Source organism: Methylocystis sp. Sn-Cys (assembly GCF_016745395.1).
GTDB classification, from domain to species: domain Bacteria; phylum Pseudomonadota; class Alphaproteobacteria; order Rhizobiales; family Beijerinckiaceae; genus Methylocystis; species Methylocystis iwaonis.
On the sequence record NZ_JAERVJ010000001.1, the window covers coordinates 215,771 to 230,966 of the forward strand.

Here is a 15,196-nt window from a genome sequence, read left to right on the forward strand (position 1 = left end):
ATTCCCGACGCTCGCGGAGCGAGCGAGCGGGAATCCAGAGCAAAATCAGCGTTTCTGTGGCTCTGGATTCCCGGTCGGGCTTTCAGCCCGCTGGGAATGACACGCCCCAACGCGAGCTGTTCAACCGGAAATGGAATGAGGCGCTGATGGACCGTCTCAGCCTCACGTCAATTTTCCTGGCTTGCGCGGAGGCGGGCGGTTTTTCGGCCGCCGGCCGGGCGCTCAACCTATCGCGATCCTCGGTGGGCAAAGCCATCGCGCGGCTCGAGGCGCAGCTCGGGGTTCGCCTCTTCCATCGCACCACGCGCAGCCAAAGCCTGACGGAAGACGGCCAGCTTTACTATGAGCACGCGCGGCGCGCGATGGCCGAGCTCGATGCGGCGCGAGGCGTAATGGCCTCGGGCCGGCGGGAGCCGGCGGGCGTCCTGCGGGTCACGGCGCCTGTCTGCCTTGGCCGCCACTGCATTGCGCCATTGCTCTTGAGATTTGCGGCGGCGCATCCGCGCCTCGAGCTCGCGATCTCCTTCTCCGACCGGCCCGTCGATCTGATCGAGGAAGGCTATGATCTTGCGGTCCGCATCGCCGCGAGTCTGGATTCGACCGGCGTCGCCGGCCGGCGCCTCGGCGCGCAGAGGATGACAATTTGCGCCGCGCCCGACTATCTGGCGCGGCGCGGCGCGCCGGCGACGCCGGCCGATCTCGAAAACCACGATCGCTGATCTACACGCGCGCCAACGCCATGCGCCATTGGCGCTTTCCCGGCGCCTGCGGGCGCGTCCCCGCTTTCGCGACAACGGCCCGCGCGCGTTTCGACGATCTCGACGCGCTTGCCAGCGCCGCCGTCATGGGGTTCGGCCTGGCCTGGCTCCCATCTTATCTGGCGAAGAAGTGGCTGGAGACCGGCGCTCTGGTCGAGGTGATGCCAAACGAGCCGCCCGTCATGTTCGACATCATGCTGCTCTGGCCGCAAGGGCCGCAAATGCCGATGCGCGTCAGGCGGGCAATCGACTTTCTCGTCGCGGAGGCGCCCGCCGTCCTGGGTTAAGGCTAGTTGCCCCTATAAACGCAGCCTTCGAAACAGCTATCGCGGAAAATGCCGATCTCGCAGAGGCCGGGGAGCGCGGGCGCGAGGTCGCGCCAGATATAAAGGCACAGGTTTTCGAGCGTCGGCTTGCCGAGACCTTCCAGATCATTGAGGAAGGAATGGTCGAGCTTCTCGCGCAGCTCGGCGAGCCGGCGGCCGAGCTTGCCGAGGTCCATGACCCATTGCTCCTCGCCATGGCGCTCGCCGCGCAGGGTCACGCGGACGCGGAAGGAGTGCCCGTGGAGGTTGCGGTATTTGCCGCCGTCCTTCGCCTCGGGGTCGTAGAGGGCGTGCGCCGCCTCGAAATAGAATTCGCGGAAGACCTCGAAACTCGCCACCGTCACTTCACCCCGATCATTTTGTGCGTCTGCAGCGACAGCCGCCAGCGCGGATGAGCGAGGCAGTAGTCGACCGCGGCCCTCGTATTGCGCAGAATCTCCGGGCCGTCCATGGGCTGCAACAGAAAATGCCGGAAGTCGAGGCTTTCATATAGAGCCGGATCGGCTCCTTCCTGCGGATAGACGAGCTTCAATTCGTCTCCGCGCGTCTGCGCGAGCGTCGTTCCGGCTTTGGGGGAGACGCAAATCCAGTCCAAACCGGGCGTTGCGGGGAGCGTCCCATTGGTTTCGACCGCGATCTCGAACCCCTCGGCGTGCAGCGCGTCCACGAGAGCCGCGTCGATTTGAAGCATGGGTTCGCCGCCGGTCAGCACGGCGAACCGCCCCTCGCGGCCCGGCCCCCAAAGCGCGGCAAGATGCGCGGCGAGCGCCTGGGCGTCGCCGAATTTCGCCCCGCCCTCGCCGCCCGTCCCGATGAAATCCGTATCGCAAAAACGGCATTGCGCCGCGGCGCGATCCTGCTCCCGTCCGCTCCACAGGTTGCACCCTGCGAAGCGGCAGAAGACGGCGGCGCGGCCCGCGTGCCGTCCCTCGCCCTGCAGCGTCTTGAAAGCTTCCTTGACCGCGTAGACCACCGGCTTTCCGTCCTACTCAGCCCTTCTGCGGCAGCGCATCGTCCTTGTCCTTCTGCTCCGGCGGCTGGGGGCTGGGGTCGAGGCTGCGGATGTAGCTCGTGATGTCGTCGATCTCCCTGCGCGAGAGATGCATATCCGGCATCGGCGGGTGCGGGTCGATGAGGAAATTGCCGATTTGCTTTTTGTCGGCGCGCCGCTTGGCGATGTCGAAAAAGGAGGGCGCGTCGGCGACCGCCGTCGTCTGATCGCCGGAGACGACATGGCAGCTCGCGCACCAGCGCTTGGCGATGACCGCGCCCTTTTGCGCATCTCCGGCGGCGAGAGCGGGCGCAGCGAAAAGCGCGGCGCTCGCAGCAAGGCTGATGAAGACGGGGGCGCGTGAATATGATGCCATGCGTCGGTCCTTATGCGCGGGGCCGGGGCCCTGATTCGCCCCATCGGCCGCTGGGGATGTAAGCACAACTCCCAAGGGGCGAGAAACGCACAGCGTTAATCTCTCGGTAGGATTCGGGCCGAATGGCAGGGCCCAAGCCTGCCGCCTGCTGCAATTTTGCAACAGTAGTTGTGTTGTTGTTGCAACAGGCGCCGAAGATTAGATTTAACAGCCGCGAACATGGCTCAGAAGCCCCTTTTCAGCCATAAAAGCTGAGATAAGCTCCCCCCTGTCACTTGCTCCTCCAAGACGCGGGAAGACACCTTCGGCGGCGACCTCGCCCCGTGGGCGCGCTCTCCTATTTTTCGTTGCGCGTCGAGGATGCCGGCCGGTGCGTGTGTCGCGTTCAGGCGCCGGCTTTGGCGTCTCGGGTCGAGGAAGTCGGATAATTATGGTCGGATCCGCGCAAAAATATTTTACTCTCGCCGCACCGCAAACGACAAAGCGTGTGGCGCTTCCGCTCGGCCTCTTCGCGGCGAGCTTCGCCATGCTCGTGACCGCCTTCGTCGCCCCCGCCCCGGCGCTCGACGCCCCCTCCGCGCGCGCGCCGGAGACAACGCCGCTTCCCATCTTCAAGAATCCCCGCGCCGCTCTGCGCGCCGGGCTGGAGAGCTATCACGCCGGCGACGCGGCCACCTCGGTCGCCGCGCTGCGCTACGCCGCCGAAGGCGGCGAGCCGCTGGCGCAGTGGAAGCTCGGCCGGATGTACGCCGACGGCGACGGCGTCAACCGCGACGACGCCAAGGCTTACGACTATTTCTCGAAGATCGTCGACCATTTCGCCGAGGAGGAGCCGGACCCGCGCGAGCGCTCCATGGCGGCGAACGCCTTTGTGGCGGTCGGCCTCTATCTGCGCGACGGCCTGACCTCGGCCAAGATCGAGCCCGATCTCGACCGCGCCTTTGATCTCTTCCGCTACGCGGCGACCTATTTCCGCAACGCCGACGCGCAGTTTTATCTCGCCCGCATGTATCTCGACGGCGCAGGCGTGAAGAAAGACATGCGGCAGGGCGTCAATTGGCTCGAGCTTGCCGCGCGCAAAGGCCATGCGCAAGCGCAAGCCATGCTTGGCCGATTGATGTTCAACGGCGAGGCGGGCGGCGGCGCGCAGAAAGCGCGCGGACTGATGTATTTGACGCTCGCCCGCGACGCTGCGGCGGGCGGCGGGGTCAACGAGCAATGGATCGTCGACTCGCACGCAAAGGCGCTGGCGACCGCCAACGAGGCGGAACGCAAAGCCGCCGTCGCTTTGCTCGAAGACTATCTGCGCGAGCGGAACTAATTGAGCGCCCGCCGTCATTGCGAGGAGCGAAGCGACGAAGCAATCCAGAGCCGTGTGGCGGCCCTGGATTGCTTCGCTTCGCTCGCAATGACGGCGAGGCCTATTCGTGTGAGGCTACTCCTCGGACGCTGCGGCGCCTTTGAATTTTACCGGGACAAGGAGCCGGCGGACGCCGTCCGGTCCCGGCGGCGGGAAGCGGCCGGCGCGGATATTCACTTGGATGGATGGCAGCAGAAGACGGGGCGCCGCTAGCGCCTGATCCCGCTTCTGGCGGTCTGCGACGAACTCATCTTCACTCACCCCTTCCTTTATCTGCACGTTTTTCGCGCGCTCCTCGGCGACCGTCGCCTCCCAACGATAGAAATCACGGCCGGGCGCTTTGTAGTCGTGGCACATGAAAAGGCGCGTCTGCGGCGGCAGGGCCAGCAGGCGGCGGATCGACCGGTAAAGCGCCCGCGCGTCTCCCCCCGGGAAATCAGCGCGGGCGGTTCCGTAATCCGGCATGAACAGCGTATCCCCGACAAAGACGGCGTCGCCGATCTTGTAGGAGACGCAGGCGGGCGTATGCCCCGGCGTATACAAGACCTCTATGTCGATCTCGCCGAGCGGCAGGCGCTCGCCGTCCTTGAACAGCCGGTCGAAGTCGCGGCCCGCGGGCGCGATGTCGTCAGCCAAAAATACTGGGCGGAATATGTCCTGGACCTCGATGATATGCTCGCCGATGCCGACTTGCGAGTCGGTGGCGGCTTTCACTATTGGCGCGGCCGAGAGATGGTCGGCATGTGCATGGGTTTCGAGAACCCACGCGATCGTCAGCCCTTCTTCGCGCGCGACGGATAAAACGGTTTCGATCCCGCGTGTGTCGGCAATGCCCCCGCCCGGCTCGAAATCGAGCACGGGGTCGATAATCGCGGCCGTCTTGGTCGCTGGATCGGACACGAGATAGGTGATGGTAAAGGTGGCTTCGTCGAAGAACCCCCTGATCGTCGCCGACATGTTTTCTCTCCGTCGCGCGCTTGCTTGCCGCAAGCATATATGCGAACTATCTAAATAAGCAATATCTAATGTTGTGATCCAGAGGATCGCCGATGCTGACGCCGTTTGTGATGAAACTTGCCGCCGGCGCGCTCTCCGGCGTCTTCGTCGGCTTTACGCTCGGACTCATCGGCGGCGGCGGCTCGGTTCTCGCCGTGCCGCTTCTCGTCTATTTCGTCGGCGTGCCGGAGCCTCATATCGCCATCGGCACGAGCTCTGTCGCTGTGTCGGTCAACGCCGTCTTCAACCTCGTCAACCACGCCCGATCGGGCGCGATCAAATGGCGTTGCGCCTCGGTCTTCGCCCTTTTCGGCGCGTTCGGCGCCTTTGGCGGCTCGAGCCTCGGCAAGCTCATCAATGGCGAGAAGCTGCTCGCCCTCTTCGGGCTTTTGATGCTTGTCGTCGGCGCGCTGATGTTCCTGAACCGACGCGGGCAGGGCCATCCCCAGGTGCGGCTGAGCCGCGAGAATTTCCCGCGCCTCGCCGCAACGGGCGCCGCGACCGGCGCGCTTTCCGGGTTCTTCGGCGTCGGCGGCGGCTTTCTGATCGTTCCGGCCCTGATGTTCGCGGCCAATCTGCCGATCCTCAACGCGATCGGCTCCTCGCTTGTTTCGGTCACGGCCTTCGGCGTAACGACGGCGGCTAACTATGCGGTCTCCGGTCTGGTCGACTGGGCGCTCGCGGGCGCGATCCTCGGCGGCGGCGTCATCGGCGGCATGATCGGCGCGGCGACCGCGCGCCGCCTTTCCGCCCAGCGCGGCACGCTGGCGACAGCCTTCGCCGGGATCGTCGTCACTGTCGCGCTTTATGTTATCTGGCGGTCGGTCGGGTCGCTGGCCTGATCAGCCGAGCTGAGCAAATATCGCCACATGGTCGGAGGGCTTCTCCCCGGCCCGCATCGCCTTGACGATCTCCACCCCCTCGAGCCGGTCGGCGGCCTGCGGCGAGAGCAGCAGATGGTCGATGCGGATACCCTTGTTCTTCTGCCAGGCGCCCGCCTGATAATCCCAGAAGGTATAAAGCCCGGCGCCATCGGTGACGGCGCGCAGCGCATCCGCATAGCCGAGGTTCAGGAGCCGCCGATAGGCCTTTCGGCTCTGCGGCAGGAACAGCGCGTCGCTGGCCCAGGCGGCCGGGTCGTGGACGTCGCAAGGCTCCGGGATGATGTTGTAATCGCCCGCGAGCACCGTCGCCTCCTCGAGCTGCAGGAGCGCAGCCGCGTGGCGCGTCAGCGCCTCCATGAAGGCGAGCTTATAGTCGTATTTGGGCGTGTCCGCGGGATTGCCGTTGGGCGCATAAATGCTCGCGACGCGCAGGGCCCCGCCATCGTGCGAGATCACGGCCTCGATGTAGCGCGATTGCCCCTCATGATCGAAATCGGGCAGGCCGACGCGCGATTCCTCGATCGGATGTTTGGAGAGGATCGCCACCCCGTTGAAGGTCTTCTGCCCATGCAGAATGACATTATAGCCCGCGTCTTCGACCTCCATGCGCGGGAAGGCGCTCTCCTCGCATTTGAGCTCCTGCAGGCAGAGGACGTCCGGCGCGGTCTCCTTCAAAAATGCCAAGAGCGGCATGAGCCGCTGCCGGACGGAATTCACGTTCCAGGTCGCGATGCGCAAGAAAGACTCCTGATAGAGCGCGGCGGGCCCGCTCGTTCGGTCACTGCAGCCGATAGGCGGCGTGACAGGCGTTACAGGCTTGCACGACCTGGCTAAGCTCGGCAAGCGCCGGACGCGGATCGCCGCCCTGCTTCAACTTTGCCGCCTCTTCGGCAAATTTCGTCGCCTGCGCATGCATGGCCATGCCGAGCCCCTGCATGGCTTCCGGCATATGGCTCGCCATCATCATCGGCATCTCGCCGAGGCCGCCCGACTTTGCATTCGGCTTGCAGGCGGCCGAGCCCGGCGAGCCCATGCCGAGATGCGTCTCGGCGATTTTCGCCGCGCCCTCGCCGTCGCTTTTGGCGAGCGCCGCGAGAATGTCCGCGACCGCCTGCTGATGGCCGCGCATATTCGTGAGCATATGCGCCTTCATCGGCGGCGGCATGTCGACCTCGATGCGCGAGTCCGTCGCCATCTTGGACATCATCTGCATGTGATCGTGATGGTCCTGCGCCATGGCGCCAACGGCGAGAAGCGACAGGCCGCAAATCATCGCAACAGGGAATAGAACCCGCATCTCTTTCTCCCCACTCGAATGGCTGAGCCTAGCGCGCTTTCTCCAAGACCCGCCAGAGCAAATCGTCACGGCCGCGCTTTCGGCGGCAGCGTCAGAACCTGACCCTTTTTCAGTCTCCCTTCATGCACGCCCGGATTTGCCGCAGCGATCTCACGCCAGCGCGCGACGCTGCCGTATTTTTTCTTGGCGATGCGTGTCAGCGTATCGCCGCGCTGGACGACATATGTCTCGACAGTCGCCGTCGCTGGTTCCGCCTCCAGCGGGCAAGGCGCAGCGGACGGCGCGGCTTCTTTCGGCGCCGGCGGCGGCGTGCCGGGCTCCACCACGTCGAATTCGCCGCGCATCATGCCCATCCAGCAGCTCCAGGGAATCACGCCGGCTTTTTGTGGCGTGAAGTCGATGGTCTGGAGCCCCGGCTTCAAATCGAATTCGAGGCCAAGCGCCGGCACGACAATGCGATGATTGCACTGGGTGATGCGCGTGGCGTTGATCACCCATTTGACCGGCGCGCCGCGAATGAGCGTGAAGCGGGAAGGCGTGAAACCGAGCGCATTCGCCTCCATCTCGATCGTCTGCGCGGCGGGAGCGGGCGCCGGGACGCTCGTTGCGATCGGCGCGGCGCCTCGCTGCATCCGCGCCACGACAGAATCGAGATCGACGCCCCAGCCAGTGAGGATGAGCCCGCGATTGATCATCACCGCGCCGAGCGCGACGACGATCACGCCCGAGGATTTCAGCAGGCGGTGCGTCAGCGCATTCGAGAGCATCGAGGCGATGACGCCGAAGGCGAGCATGACCGGCAGCGTGCCGAGCCCGAAGGCCAGCAGCATTTTCGCGCCCTCAATGGCGCTGCCGGTTCCCGCGGCCATCACATACATCGCCTGCAAGGGGCCGCAGGCGATCATCAAGCCGTTGAGGAGACCAATGACAAAGGGTCGGTGACGTCCGCTCGCCTCGCGATGCACCCAGCGTTCGAGCGGCGCAGGCAGGGCGAGGCGAAAGCGCCGCAGCGGCGCGAACAGGCCCAGCATATTGAGCCCGAAGATGATGAGAAAAGCGCCCGCCGCCACGCCCGCCGCACCCCGCAACAGCGGCGTGAAGGCGATGATGGCGCCCAGCGCGCCGAAGCCAGCGCCGATCGCTGTATAGGACAGCGTTTTGCCGGCGCCGAAAGCGAGATGCGAAAGGAGCGACGAGCGGCCCGCGCGCGCATCCCCGGCCGTGTAGCTCACGACGAAGGCGCCGCACATGCCGATGCAGTGGAAGCCCGTGACGAGCCCGAGAAGGAAGATGAGCCACAGGCTCATATGCTGCGCAATGTCGGGGGAGCCGTGCGCGCTGATCCATTGGGTGTCGACGTAGATCAGCCCTGCGAGACCGGCAGCGGCGGCGCCGAATAATGCAAGCCGTTGCAGCAGCGGCTTTTCGCGCCGCTCACCAGTTTCGACGCGATAACCATTTTCCTCGACGCTGTCACGTATCGCGTCGAAACTTAACGCCTGAGGATCGAAGTCGACCGTGACCGTTTCGGTCGGATAGCTGGCGACGGCGCGGCGCACGCCAGGAAGTCTTCGCAGACTCCTTTCGATAATGTGCTCGCACCCATGACAATGCATGCCATGGGCGCGAAAAATGACCGTCTCGTCGCCCAAAGATCCACGCCTCGCCGCCGGCGTCGACTGAAAACGAATCTGCTATTTGCCCAGCGTATTCATGCCCAGAAGCTTGTAGGCCGGACAGAAATTGATGAAGGCCGTAGCGAGGGGCACAAGTCCGATAAAGCCCCAGGCCGTCTTCGGACCGATAAAGGCAAGGCTGAGCAGCACGAGACCCGCAATGATACGGATGATTTTATCCGTCTGGCCGATATTCGCTTCCATCACGACCCTACCTTGGTTTTTGTTCCCAAAAGATATGCGTCGCCGCGGCCAATGCCATCAGCGACTTTGTCGCCAAAAGGCCGCGGCGCATCGTCGCGTTTTACTTGCGGCGCTCGTCGTCGTCGTCGAGCTCCAGCCACATGGCGTTGAGGATGCCAAAGGCGCAGGCGAGCCCTAGGCCGAGGATCCAGGAAAAATACCACATGCCGCTTCTCCTTTCAGTAATAGTGATCGTCGCCTTTTTCGATCGCCGCCTCGCGCACCGCGCCGCGCAACACCCAATAGACCCATGAGGTATAGGTAAGCACGATCGGGAGGAAGAAGAGGGCCGCGACGAGCATGAGGCCGAGAGTGGCCTGGCTCGACGACGCATCCCACACGGTCAGGCTCTCGTCCGGATGGGAGGACGAGGGGAGCAGGAAGGGAAACAGGCTGAAGCCCGCCGTCGTCACGACGCCCGCGACAGAGACGCTCGAGGCCAATATAGCGAGCGGCGAACCGATCGCCAGCAGGATCGCGGCGCCGAGCGCGCCGAGAAGGGCGGCGAGCGGCGCAAATGCGGCAAGCGGAAAGCGTGCGTAATTGAGGAGCCACTCGCCGGCGCCGGCCACGACTGTCTTGCCGAAGGGGTTGGACGGGCCGGCGTAATTAACGTCCGACTCGATTCGATAGCCCTCGATTCCGGTGGCGATCCAGAGCCCTCCCGCCAGAAGCAGCAAGACAAGCGCCAGCGCGGCGGCCGCGCCGATGCCCCGCGCCCGCGCGTTGATCTCGCCTTCCGTCTTTCCCGCGAGCCAGGCGGCCCCCTGCATGAACAACATCACCGCGCTCACGATCCCGCAAAGCAGCGCGAAGGGATGCAGCAAGCTGAGAAGGTCGCCCTCATATTGGAAGCGCAGCGACTGATCGAAATGGAAGGGGACGCCCAGCAGCAGATTGCCGAAAGCGACGCCGAACAACACCGACGGCAAGGCGCCCGAGACAAAAAACAGCCAGTCCCAGGTCGCGCGCCAGAGCGGCTCGTCCCGCTTGCTGCGAAAGGTGATGGAGACAGGTCGCAGGATAAAGCCGATCAGCACCAGCAGCATCGCCAGATAGAAGCCCGAGAAGGAGGCGGCGTAGAGCGGCGGCCAGGCGGCGAAGACCGCGCCGCCGCCGAGAATGAACCAGACCTGATTGCCTTCCCACACCGGGCCGATCGTATTGATCAACACGCGGCGCTCGACATCCTTCTTGGCCACGAAGGGGTGCAGCAGGGCGACGCCGAGGTCGAAGCCGTCGAAGATGGCGAAGCCGACGAGCAGCACGCCGAGGAGCGCCCACCAAATGAAGCGCAGGGTCGCATAATCGAACATATGGCGTTCCTTTTAGCGCGAGGCGTCGAAGGCGGGTTGCGCTTCGGGCAAAGCGCCGGCCAGCGGTGGGGCTGCAGGCGCGGGATGCGGGCCCTTGCGAATATATTTGAGGAGCAGCGCCACATCGACAGCGGCGAGCGCCGTGTAGAAGATGACAAAGGCCGCGAGGCTCGCCGCGACATTGGAGGCGGGCACGCTCGAAACGCCGACGAAGGTCGGCATCACGCCGTCGATGATCCAGGGCTGGCGGCCATATTCGGCGACGATCCAACCGAGCTCGGCCGCGATCCAGGGCAGGGGAAGGCTGAACATGGTCAGCCGCAGGAACCACGGCTGGCCGCAGCGCCGCTGGCTGGAGAGATAAAAGGCGACGCCGAAAAGCGCGATGAAATAGAAGCCGAGCGCCACCATGATGCGGAAGCTCCAGAAGAGAACCGGCACGTCGGGGACGGTCGAGAGCGCCGCCTGCTTGATCTCGTCCTCGGTGGCGTTCTCGATGTCGGGGCGAATGCGCTTGAGCAGCAGCGAATGGCCGACGTCGCGCATCGAGCCTTCGAGCTGCGGCGGCACGGAAACGCCAACGCGGCCGCCCTCCTGGGTCATCCATATATAGCCGGGAAGTCCGTTGCGGATGCGCTCTGCATTGTGCTCGACAAGCGGCTTGATGCCTTCGACGGGCTTGTCGAATGAGCGCGTCGCGATGAGGCCCAGGACATAGGGGATTTCAATCGCATATTTGGTCGTCTGGGTCTCGAGATCGGGCAGGCCGAAGAGCGTGAAGGACGCCGGCGCGGGCTCCGTCTCCCACATCGCCTCGATGGCGGCGATCTTCATCTTCTGGTTCTCACCCGCCGTATAGCCGCTCTCGTCGCCGAGCACGACGACCGACAAGGCGGACGCAAGGCCGAAACTCGCGGCGACCGTCAGCGAACGGCGCGCAATCTCGATGTGCTTCTTGCGCAGGATGTAATAGGCGCCGATCGACATCACGAACATGGAGCCGGTCACATAGCCGGCGCTGACCGTGTGGACGAATTTCGACTGCGCCACCGGATTGAACAGCACCTCCAGGAAGGAGCTGAGCTCCATGCGCATCGTCTGCGGATTGAAGGCGGCGCCGACGGGATTGGACATCCAGGCGTTGGCGACGAGAATCCAGAGCGCCGAGAAATTGGAGCCGAGCGCGACGAGCCAGGTGACGACAAGATGCTGCACCTTGGTGAGCCGCTTCCAGCCGAAGAAAAAGAGGCCGACGAAAGTCGCCTCCATGAAAAAGGCCATGAGCCCTTCGATGGCCAGCGGCGCGCCGAAAATATCGCCGACATAATGGGAGTAATAAGCCCAGTTCGTTCCGAACTGGAATTCCATGGTGATGCCGGTCGCGACGCCCATCACGAAATTGATGCCGAACAGCGTGCCCCAGAATTTGACCGCGTCGCGCCAGACTTCGCGCCCCGTCATCACATAGACGCTCTCCATGATGGCGAGCAGCAAGGCGAGACCCAAAGTGAGCGGCACAAAGAGGAAGTGGTATAGAGCCGTCAGCGCGAATTGCAGACGGGAAAGTGTGACGACGTCGAAGTCCATTGCGACTGTCCTGCGTTGGCGCAAGCTGCCGGAAAGGGAGACGCGCCCCTCCGGTCAGAGCCTGCTCGGCGGCCTTGCGAGATGTCTCCTGGCTCGCGGGAAGCGAGAGACACCGCAATATTCGAATCAGCGCGGTTGCGGCTTCTCCAGGAGCGCCGCAGCCATGTCGGCCGGCGTCACATGGATGCGATGCGCCGGGCTGAAGAACAGAAAATAAAGCAAGAAGATTGCCGCAACTTTGACAATGATCGCGACGGTCAGTTCGCGGCGGAGGGTGCTGCGCGGCATTTGGCGTTGATTCCTCGGTCGTCTGGCGGCCCGGCGCGGCCGATGGTCGCGCCGGGCCGGCTGTATCAGAGAACGCGACGCAAGCGCTCGATTCCGATCAGCTTCATGATGTAGCGTTCGTAAACCGGCTCGCTCTGTCCGTTGCGCACCTTACGCAAGAAGTATTTCTCATATGCGACTTTCGCCCAGTGCACCCAGCGGCCCTGGCTCGACCAGTTGACGTTGCGCGGCGGAATTTGCGGCTGGGCGACGAAGGCGACGCCGCGATCGCCGAAATCCGCGAGGCAAACGGCGTTCCAGGTGCCTTCTTCCTTCGGCTCCTTACCGTTGATGACCGCCGCGATGTTGTGGGCGGTCGCCGTCACCATCGATTCGATCATATAGCCCGTTTTGGGCATGCCCGTCGCGACAGGAGTCGGCTCGGCCGGCGGGATGGCGACGCAGACGCCGACGCCGAAGACGTTTTTGAAGGTCGGATTGCGCTGGTTCTTGTCGATGATGACGAAGCCGCGCGGGTTAACCAATCCTTCAATTCCCATCAAGGCGTCGATGCCCGTGAAGGCCGGCATCATCATCGCGAATTTGAAGGGGAGCTCATGCTCCTTCTTCACCGAGCCGTCGTCGTTCAGCTCCTGGCATTTCAGGACGCCCGGCTCCACCGAGGTGGTTTTGGCGTTGGTGATCCATTTGACGTCGCGATCACGAAAAGCCGATTCGAGCAGGCCCTTGGTGTCGCCGACGCCGCCGAGACCCAGATGGCCGATGTAGGGTTCGGAAGTGACAAAGGTCATCGGCACCTTGTGGCGGATGCCGCGCTTGCGCAGATCCGACACGATGATCATCGCATATTCGTAGGCGGGGCCGAAGCACGAGACAGCCGGCGACGCGCCGATAACGATCGGGCCGGGATTTTCGCAGAATTCTTCCCAGGCCTTCGAGGCGATTTCGGCGTGCTGCAGCGTGCAGATCGAATGCGTATGGCCGCCATGCGGGCCCAGCCCTGGGATTTCGCCGAAAGCGAGCTTGGGCCCCGTCGCAATGACGAGATAGTCATAGGAAATGCTCTCGCCGTCATTGAGCTCGATGCGGTTTTCCGCCGGATGCACGCGCTTGGCGCCGACATCCGTGAAGTCGATGTTCTTCTTCTTGAAGACCGGCGCGAGCGGCACCTTCAATTCATCGGGCTTGCGCCAATTGACCGCAAGCCAGGGATTTGACGGCGTGAACTGAAAGTTCGGCAGATCGGAAATAACGGTGACCTTGTGCTCCTTCTTCAAGGATTCGCGCACTTCGATCGCCGCCGCGACGCCGCCGATGCCGGCGCCGAGAACCACCACGTGAGCCATCTGACATCCTCCCACAGTCGCGGCAGACTGCCGCGCGCTCGTTATATTCGAACTAGCTAAATTAGGAGATGCTCACAGCGACTTAGTCACGCTCAGCGTCGCAAAGCGCGCGCAAAGCCCCTGCGTCGGTGATTTCTGTTCCTCCGCGCGATAGTTTGACCCAGCCCGAACGCTCGAACGTCTTGAGCGTGCGCCCGACAACTTCCCGCGCCGTTCCAAGATCGGCCGCGAGCGCCTGCTGAGTGACGCAAATGCGATTGTCGGCGCCGCGCAAGGCGAGCAGCCGCTCGGCGAGCCGCACATTGATGCGCGTGCAGACGATCTCTTCGATGCGGCACATCAGCGTGGCGATGCGCCGGCTGTAGCCGTCGAAAACGAGCGCGCGAAAGCCTTCCGAAGCGTTCATCAATGCGGCGAAGCGCTCGGCAGGCACGATATAAGCGACGACATCCGTCTCGGCGACGCCCTCCGCCGCATAGGCGTCGTCGGAGAGCAGCGAAGCGGTCGTGAGAATGCAGGTCTCATTGGTCGAGACGCGGTAGAGCACGATCTCGCGCCCCGATTCCGTCACGCGCTGGACGCGGACGGTTCCCGACACGATCAAGGGAAACTGTACACACTGGTCGCCGGGACGGAAAAGCACAGCGCCGCGCGGGATTTGCTTGCGGATGGCCGCGTCGCGCAGCATCGCCTTGGTCGGCCCGTCGAGCGCGCGCAGGAGGGGGACATCCTCGATCCAGTCAGACGCCATTTTTGGTCCTCACGTCGAACCCGCCCAAAGGCGACGGCGCCGCGACGCCGTGAGCCCTGGCAAGTCAGAAGGCCGATCCCGGTCTTACGCCGATGCGCTTGAGTATCAAGGCCAAAGGGCAAAAGCCGGTAAAGGAGGCCTGCAACATATTCGCCCCGACAAAAGCAGCGAGAGCCATCCACCAGGGCGAAAACAGATAAGCCAGCGTTACGCTCGCGAGCACCATCGCGCCGGCGACAGCCATGACCATGCGATCGACGTTCATGGAACGCTCCATCAGTTGCGCGCCCGCGGGCGCTTCTTGGGCCGGCTGCGCGCATTGCATTCGTCCGCGCAGAACAATTCGTAAAGCAAGCCGATAAAACGCGAGACGTTGTCATCGGCGAGCGAATAGAAGATCGACTGCGACTCGCGCCGCGTTTTGACGAGCTTGTCGTCACGCAGCCGGGCGAGATGCTGCGAGAGGGAAGACTGGCTGAGGCCAATCGTCTCCTGGAGCTTGTTCACCGACAGCTCGCCCTTGTGCAATTCGCACAGGACCATGAGCCGGTGTCGATTGGCGAGGGCCTTCAAGAAGCTTTCAGCCTCTTCGGCCTTTGGCGCAAGATCGGCTGGGTCTATATTCATGATCTCTAAATTAAGTTTGACGCATATATGTGTCAAGCATCAAATTGACCGCGGAGGACTGTCAATTCAGGTTGATGAGCAGACGCGTTCCCGCGTCATGGCCGCGCTTGTCGCGGCCATCCACGCCGCGCCGACGCAGAAAGCTGCGAACATGAGCGGGAGCAACGCCGCTTCTTCTCCCCGCGTGTCGTAATGTTCCGGCGTGGATGCCCGCGACAAGCGCGGGCATGACGCGGCTGCATAGGGTTTGTTAGCTCGGCCCCGATCGACCGCGCCCACTCATGCTACATTCGGCGGACCGGATCAGATCGTTCCGAATGCAAGCGCCAACAGCAGCAGCTTTTAAATTCGTTCTTGCTAATTTACGTGTATCG

Annotated in this window: 20 protein-coding genes; 4 read left to right on the forward strand and 16 right to left on the reverse strand. The window is 63.6% G+C overall.

The features are described 5' to 3' along the window. Window positions 1-146: 146 nt before the first annotated feature. Together JJT62_RS19335 and JJT62_RS19340 are read left to right on the forward strand one after the other, a co-directional pair. Entirely contained in the window at window positions 147-719 is a 573-nt protein-coding gene (locus JJT62_RS19335; protein ID WP_255537145.1) for a LysR family transcriptional regulator, read from the forward strand. Between the two features lie 20 nt (window positions 720-739). Next, the gene (locus JJT62_RS19340) at window positions 740-1,045 is read left to right on the forward strand and encodes a LysR substrate-binding domain-containing protein (protein WP_255537146.1); all 306 of its coding nucleotides are present in this window, start codon (window positions 740-742) and stop codon (window positions 1,043-1,045) included. A gap of 2 nt (window positions 1,046-1,047) precedes the next feature. Here JJT62_RS19340 and JJT62_RS00970 read toward each other — a convergent pair whose 3' ends face one another. The 3 genes from JJT62_RS00970 to JJT62_RS00980 are packed head-to-tail and all read right to left on the reverse strand — an operon-like array spanning window position 1,048 to window position 2,451. Beyond that, window positions 1,048-1,428, reverse strand: coding sequence for a 6-pyruvoyl tetrahydropterin synthase family protein (locus JJT62_RS00970; RefSeq protein WP_370568462.1), 381 nt, complete (start codon window positions 1,426-1,428; stop codon window positions 1,048-1,050). After that, entirely contained in the window at window positions 1,425-2,057 is a 633-nt protein-coding gene (gene queE, locus JJT62_RS00975) for a 7-carboxy-7-deazaguanine synthase (protein ID WP_202070820.1), read from the reverse strand. The genes JJT62_RS00970 and queE overlap by 4 nt, the downstream gene beginning before the upstream one ends. Window positions 2,058-2,073: 16 nt before the next feature. Next, window positions 2,074-2,451: a cytochrome c gene (locus JJT62_RS00980; protein WP_202070821.1), complete on the reverse strand. Its 378-nt coding sequence runs from the start codon at window positions 2,449-2,451 to the stop codon at window positions 2,074-2,076. A gap of 430 nt (window positions 2,452-2,881) precedes the next feature. Between JJT62_RS00980 and JJT62_RS00985 the strand changes: the two genes are divergently transcribed. Continuing rightward, on the forward strand, window positions 2,882-3,772 hold the full coding sequence (locus JJT62_RS00985) for a tetratricopeptide repeat protein (protein WP_202070822.1): 891 nt from the start codon (window positions 2,882-2,884) through the stop codon (window positions 3,770-3,772). A 114-nt stretch (window positions 3,773-3,886) separates the two neighbouring features. On the opposite strand, the gene JJT62_RS00990 is transcribed toward JJT62_RS00985, so the two are convergent. Next, window positions 3,887-4,768, reverse strand: coding sequence for an MBL fold metallo-hydrolase (locus JJT62_RS00990; RefSeq protein ID WP_202070823.1), 882 nt, complete (start codon window positions 4,766-4,768; stop codon window positions 3,887-3,889). Between the two features lie 92 nt (window positions 4,769-4,860). Between JJT62_RS00990 and JJT62_RS00995 the strand changes: the two genes are divergently transcribed. Beyond that, on the forward strand, window positions 4,861-5,649 hold the full coding sequence (locus JJT62_RS00995; RefSeq protein ID WP_202070824.1) for a sulfite exporter TauE/SafE family protein: 789 nt from the start codon (window positions 4,861-4,863) through the stop codon (window positions 5,647-5,649). On the opposite strand, the gene xth is transcribed toward JJT62_RS00995, so the two are convergent. The 12 genes from xth to JJT62_RS01055 form a co-directional block, all read right to left on the reverse strand. Continuing rightward, a complete protein-coding gene (xth, locus tag JJT62_RS01000) occupies window positions 5,650-6,429 on the reverse strand; it encodes an exodeoxyribonuclease III (RefSeq protein WP_202070825.1) in 780 nt (259 codons plus the stop codon). 40 nt (window positions 6,430-6,469) lie between these two features. Then, entirely contained in the window at window positions 6,470-6,988 is a 519-nt protein-coding gene (locus JJT62_RS01005) for a hypothetical protein (RefSeq protein WP_246744638.1), read from the reverse strand. A gap of 65 nt (window positions 6,989-7,053) precedes the next feature. Then, window positions 7,054-8,640 (reverse strand): sulfite exporter TauE/SafE family protein, encoded by a 1,587-nt coding sequence (locus tag JJT62_RS01010; RefSeq protein ID WP_202070826.1) that lies wholly within the window; start codon window positions 8,638-8,640, stop codon window positions 7,054-7,056. Window positions 8,641-8,682: 42 nt separating this feature from the next. Then, the gene (locus tag JJT62_RS01015) at window positions 8,683-8,868 is read right to left on the reverse strand and encodes a DUF2892 domain-containing protein (RefSeq protein ID WP_202070827.1); all 186 of its coding nucleotides are present in this window, start codon (window positions 8,866-8,868) and stop codon (window positions 8,683-8,685) included. A gap of 100 nt (window positions 8,869-8,968) precedes the next feature. Beyond that, entirely contained in the window at window positions 8,969-9,073 is a 105-nt protein-coding gene (cydX, locus tag JJT62_RS01020; protein WP_165049298.1) for a cytochrome bd-I oxidase subunit CydX, read from the reverse strand. A 13-nt stretch (window positions 9,074-9,086) separates the two neighbouring features. Further along, entirely contained in the window at window positions 9,087-10,223 is a 1,137-nt protein-coding gene (gene cydB / locus JJT62_RS01025; protein WP_202070828.1) for a cytochrome d ubiquinol oxidase subunit II, read from the reverse strand. A 12-nt stretch (window positions 10,224-10,235) separates the two neighbouring features. Further along, window positions 10,236-11,810, reverse strand: coding sequence for a cytochrome ubiquinol oxidase subunit I (locus JJT62_RS01030; RefSeq protein WP_202070829.1), 1,575 nt, complete (start codon window positions 11,808-11,810; stop codon window positions 10,236-10,238). Between the two features lie 126 nt (window positions 11,811-11,936). Further along, window positions 11,937-12,098: a cytochrome oxidase putative small subunit CydP gene (gene cydP, locus JJT62_RS01035; protein WP_202070830.1), complete on the reverse strand. Its 162-nt coding sequence runs from the start codon at window positions 12,096-12,098 to the stop codon at window positions 11,937-11,939. A gap of 65 nt (window positions 12,099-12,163) precedes the next feature. After that, window positions 12,164-13,444 carry an NAD(P)/FAD-dependent oxidoreductase gene (locus tag JJT62_RS01040; RefSeq protein ID WP_202070831.1) on the reverse strand — a complete coding sequence of 427 codons (1,281 nt, stop codon included), beginning with the start codon at window positions 13,442-13,444 and terminating at the stop codon, window positions 12,164-12,166. Between the two features lie 82 nt (window positions 13,445-13,526). Further along, window positions 13,527-14,195 (reverse strand): Crp/Fnr family transcriptional regulator, encoded by a 669-nt coding sequence (locus tag JJT62_RS01045; RefSeq protein WP_202070832.1) that lies wholly within the window; start codon window positions 14,193-14,195, stop codon window positions 13,527-13,529. Window positions 14,196-14,259: 64 nt separating this feature from the next. Beyond that, complete coding sequence (locus JJT62_RS01050; RefSeq protein ID WP_202070833.1) at window positions 14,260-14,460, reverse strand: DUF2892 domain-containing protein; 201 nt, start codon at window positions 14,458-14,460, stop codon at window positions 14,260-14,262. Window positions 14,461-14,471: 11 nt separating this feature from the next. After that, window positions 14,472-14,822 carry a helix-turn-helix transcriptional regulator gene (locus JJT62_RS01055; RefSeq protein WP_202070834.1) on the reverse strand — a complete coding sequence of 117 codons (351 nt, stop codon included), beginning with the start codon at window positions 14,820-14,822 and terminating at the stop codon, window positions 14,472-14,474. Window positions 14,823-15,196: the final 374 nt, after the last annotated feature.

What these genes read in the sequence shown, in the direction of transcription:
- JJT62_RS19335 (WP_255537145.1), top strand. Translation starts at nt 147, where the DNA reads ATGGACCGTCTCAGCCTCACGTCAATTTTCCTGGCTTGCGCGGAGGCG.
- JJT62_RS19340 (WP_255537146.1), top strand. Translation starts at nt 740, where the DNA reads ATGCGCCATTGGCGCTTTCCCGGCGCCTGCGGGCGCGTCCCCGCTTTC.
- JJT62_RS00980 (WP_202070821.1), bottom strand. Translation starts at nt 2,451, where the DNA reads ATGGCATCATATTCACGCGCCCCCGTCTTCATCAGCCTTGCTGCGAGC.
- JJT62_RS00985 (WP_202070822.1), top strand. Translation starts at nt 2,882, where the DNA reads ATGGTCGGATCCGCGCAAAAATATTTTACTCTCGCCGCACCGCAAACG.
- JJT62_RS00990 (WP_202070823.1), bottom strand. Translation starts at nt 4,768, where the DNA reads ATGTCGGCGACGATCAGGGGGTTCTTCGACGAAGCCACCTTTACCATC.
- JJT62_RS00995 (WP_202070824.1), top strand. Translation starts at nt 4,861, where the DNA reads ATGCTGACGCCGTTTGTGATGAAACTTGCCGCCGGCGCGCTCTCCGGC.
- JJT62_RS01005 (WP_246744638.1), bottom strand. Translation starts at nt 6,988, where the DNA reads ATGCGGGTTCTATTCCCTGTTGCGATGATTTGCGGCCTGTCGCTTCTC.
- JJT62_RS01015 (WP_202070827.1), bottom strand. Translation starts at nt 8,868, where the DNA reads ATGGAAGCGAATATCGGCCAGACGGATAAAATCATCCGTATCATTGCG.
- cydX (WP_165049298.1), bottom strand. Translation starts at nt 9,073, where the DNA reads ATGTGGTATTTTTCCTGGATCCTCGGCCTAGGGCTCGCCTGCGCCTTT.
- cydB (WP_202070828.1), bottom strand. Translation starts at nt 10,223, where the DNA reads ATGTTCGATTATGCGACCCTGCGCTTCATTTGGTGGGCGCTCCTCGGC.
- JJT62_RS01030 (WP_202070829.1), bottom strand. Translation starts at nt 11,810, where the DNA reads ATGGACTTCGACGTCGTCACACTTTCCCGTCTGCAATTCGCGCTGACG.
- cydP (WP_202070830.1), bottom strand. Translation starts at nt 12,098, where the DNA reads ATGCCGCGCAGCACCCTCCGCCGCGAACTGACCGTCGCGATCATTGTC.
- JJT62_RS01040 (WP_202070831.1), bottom strand. Translation starts at nt 13,444, where the DNA reads ATGGCTCACGTGGTGGTTCTCGGCGCCGGCATCGGCGGCGTCGCGGCG.
- JJT62_RS01045 (WP_202070832.1), bottom strand. Translation starts at nt 14,195, where the DNA reads ATGGCGTCTGACTGGATCGAGGATGTCCCCCTCCTGCGCGCGCTCGAC.
- JJT62_RS01050 (WP_202070833.1), bottom strand. Translation starts at nt 14,460, where the DNA reads ATGAACGTCGATCGCATGGTCATGGCTGTCGCCGGCGCGATGGTGCTC.
- JJT62_RS01055 (WP_202070834.1), bottom strand. Translation starts at nt 14,822, where the DNA reads ATGAATATAGACCCAGCCGATCTTGCGCCAAAGGCCGAAGAGGCTGAA.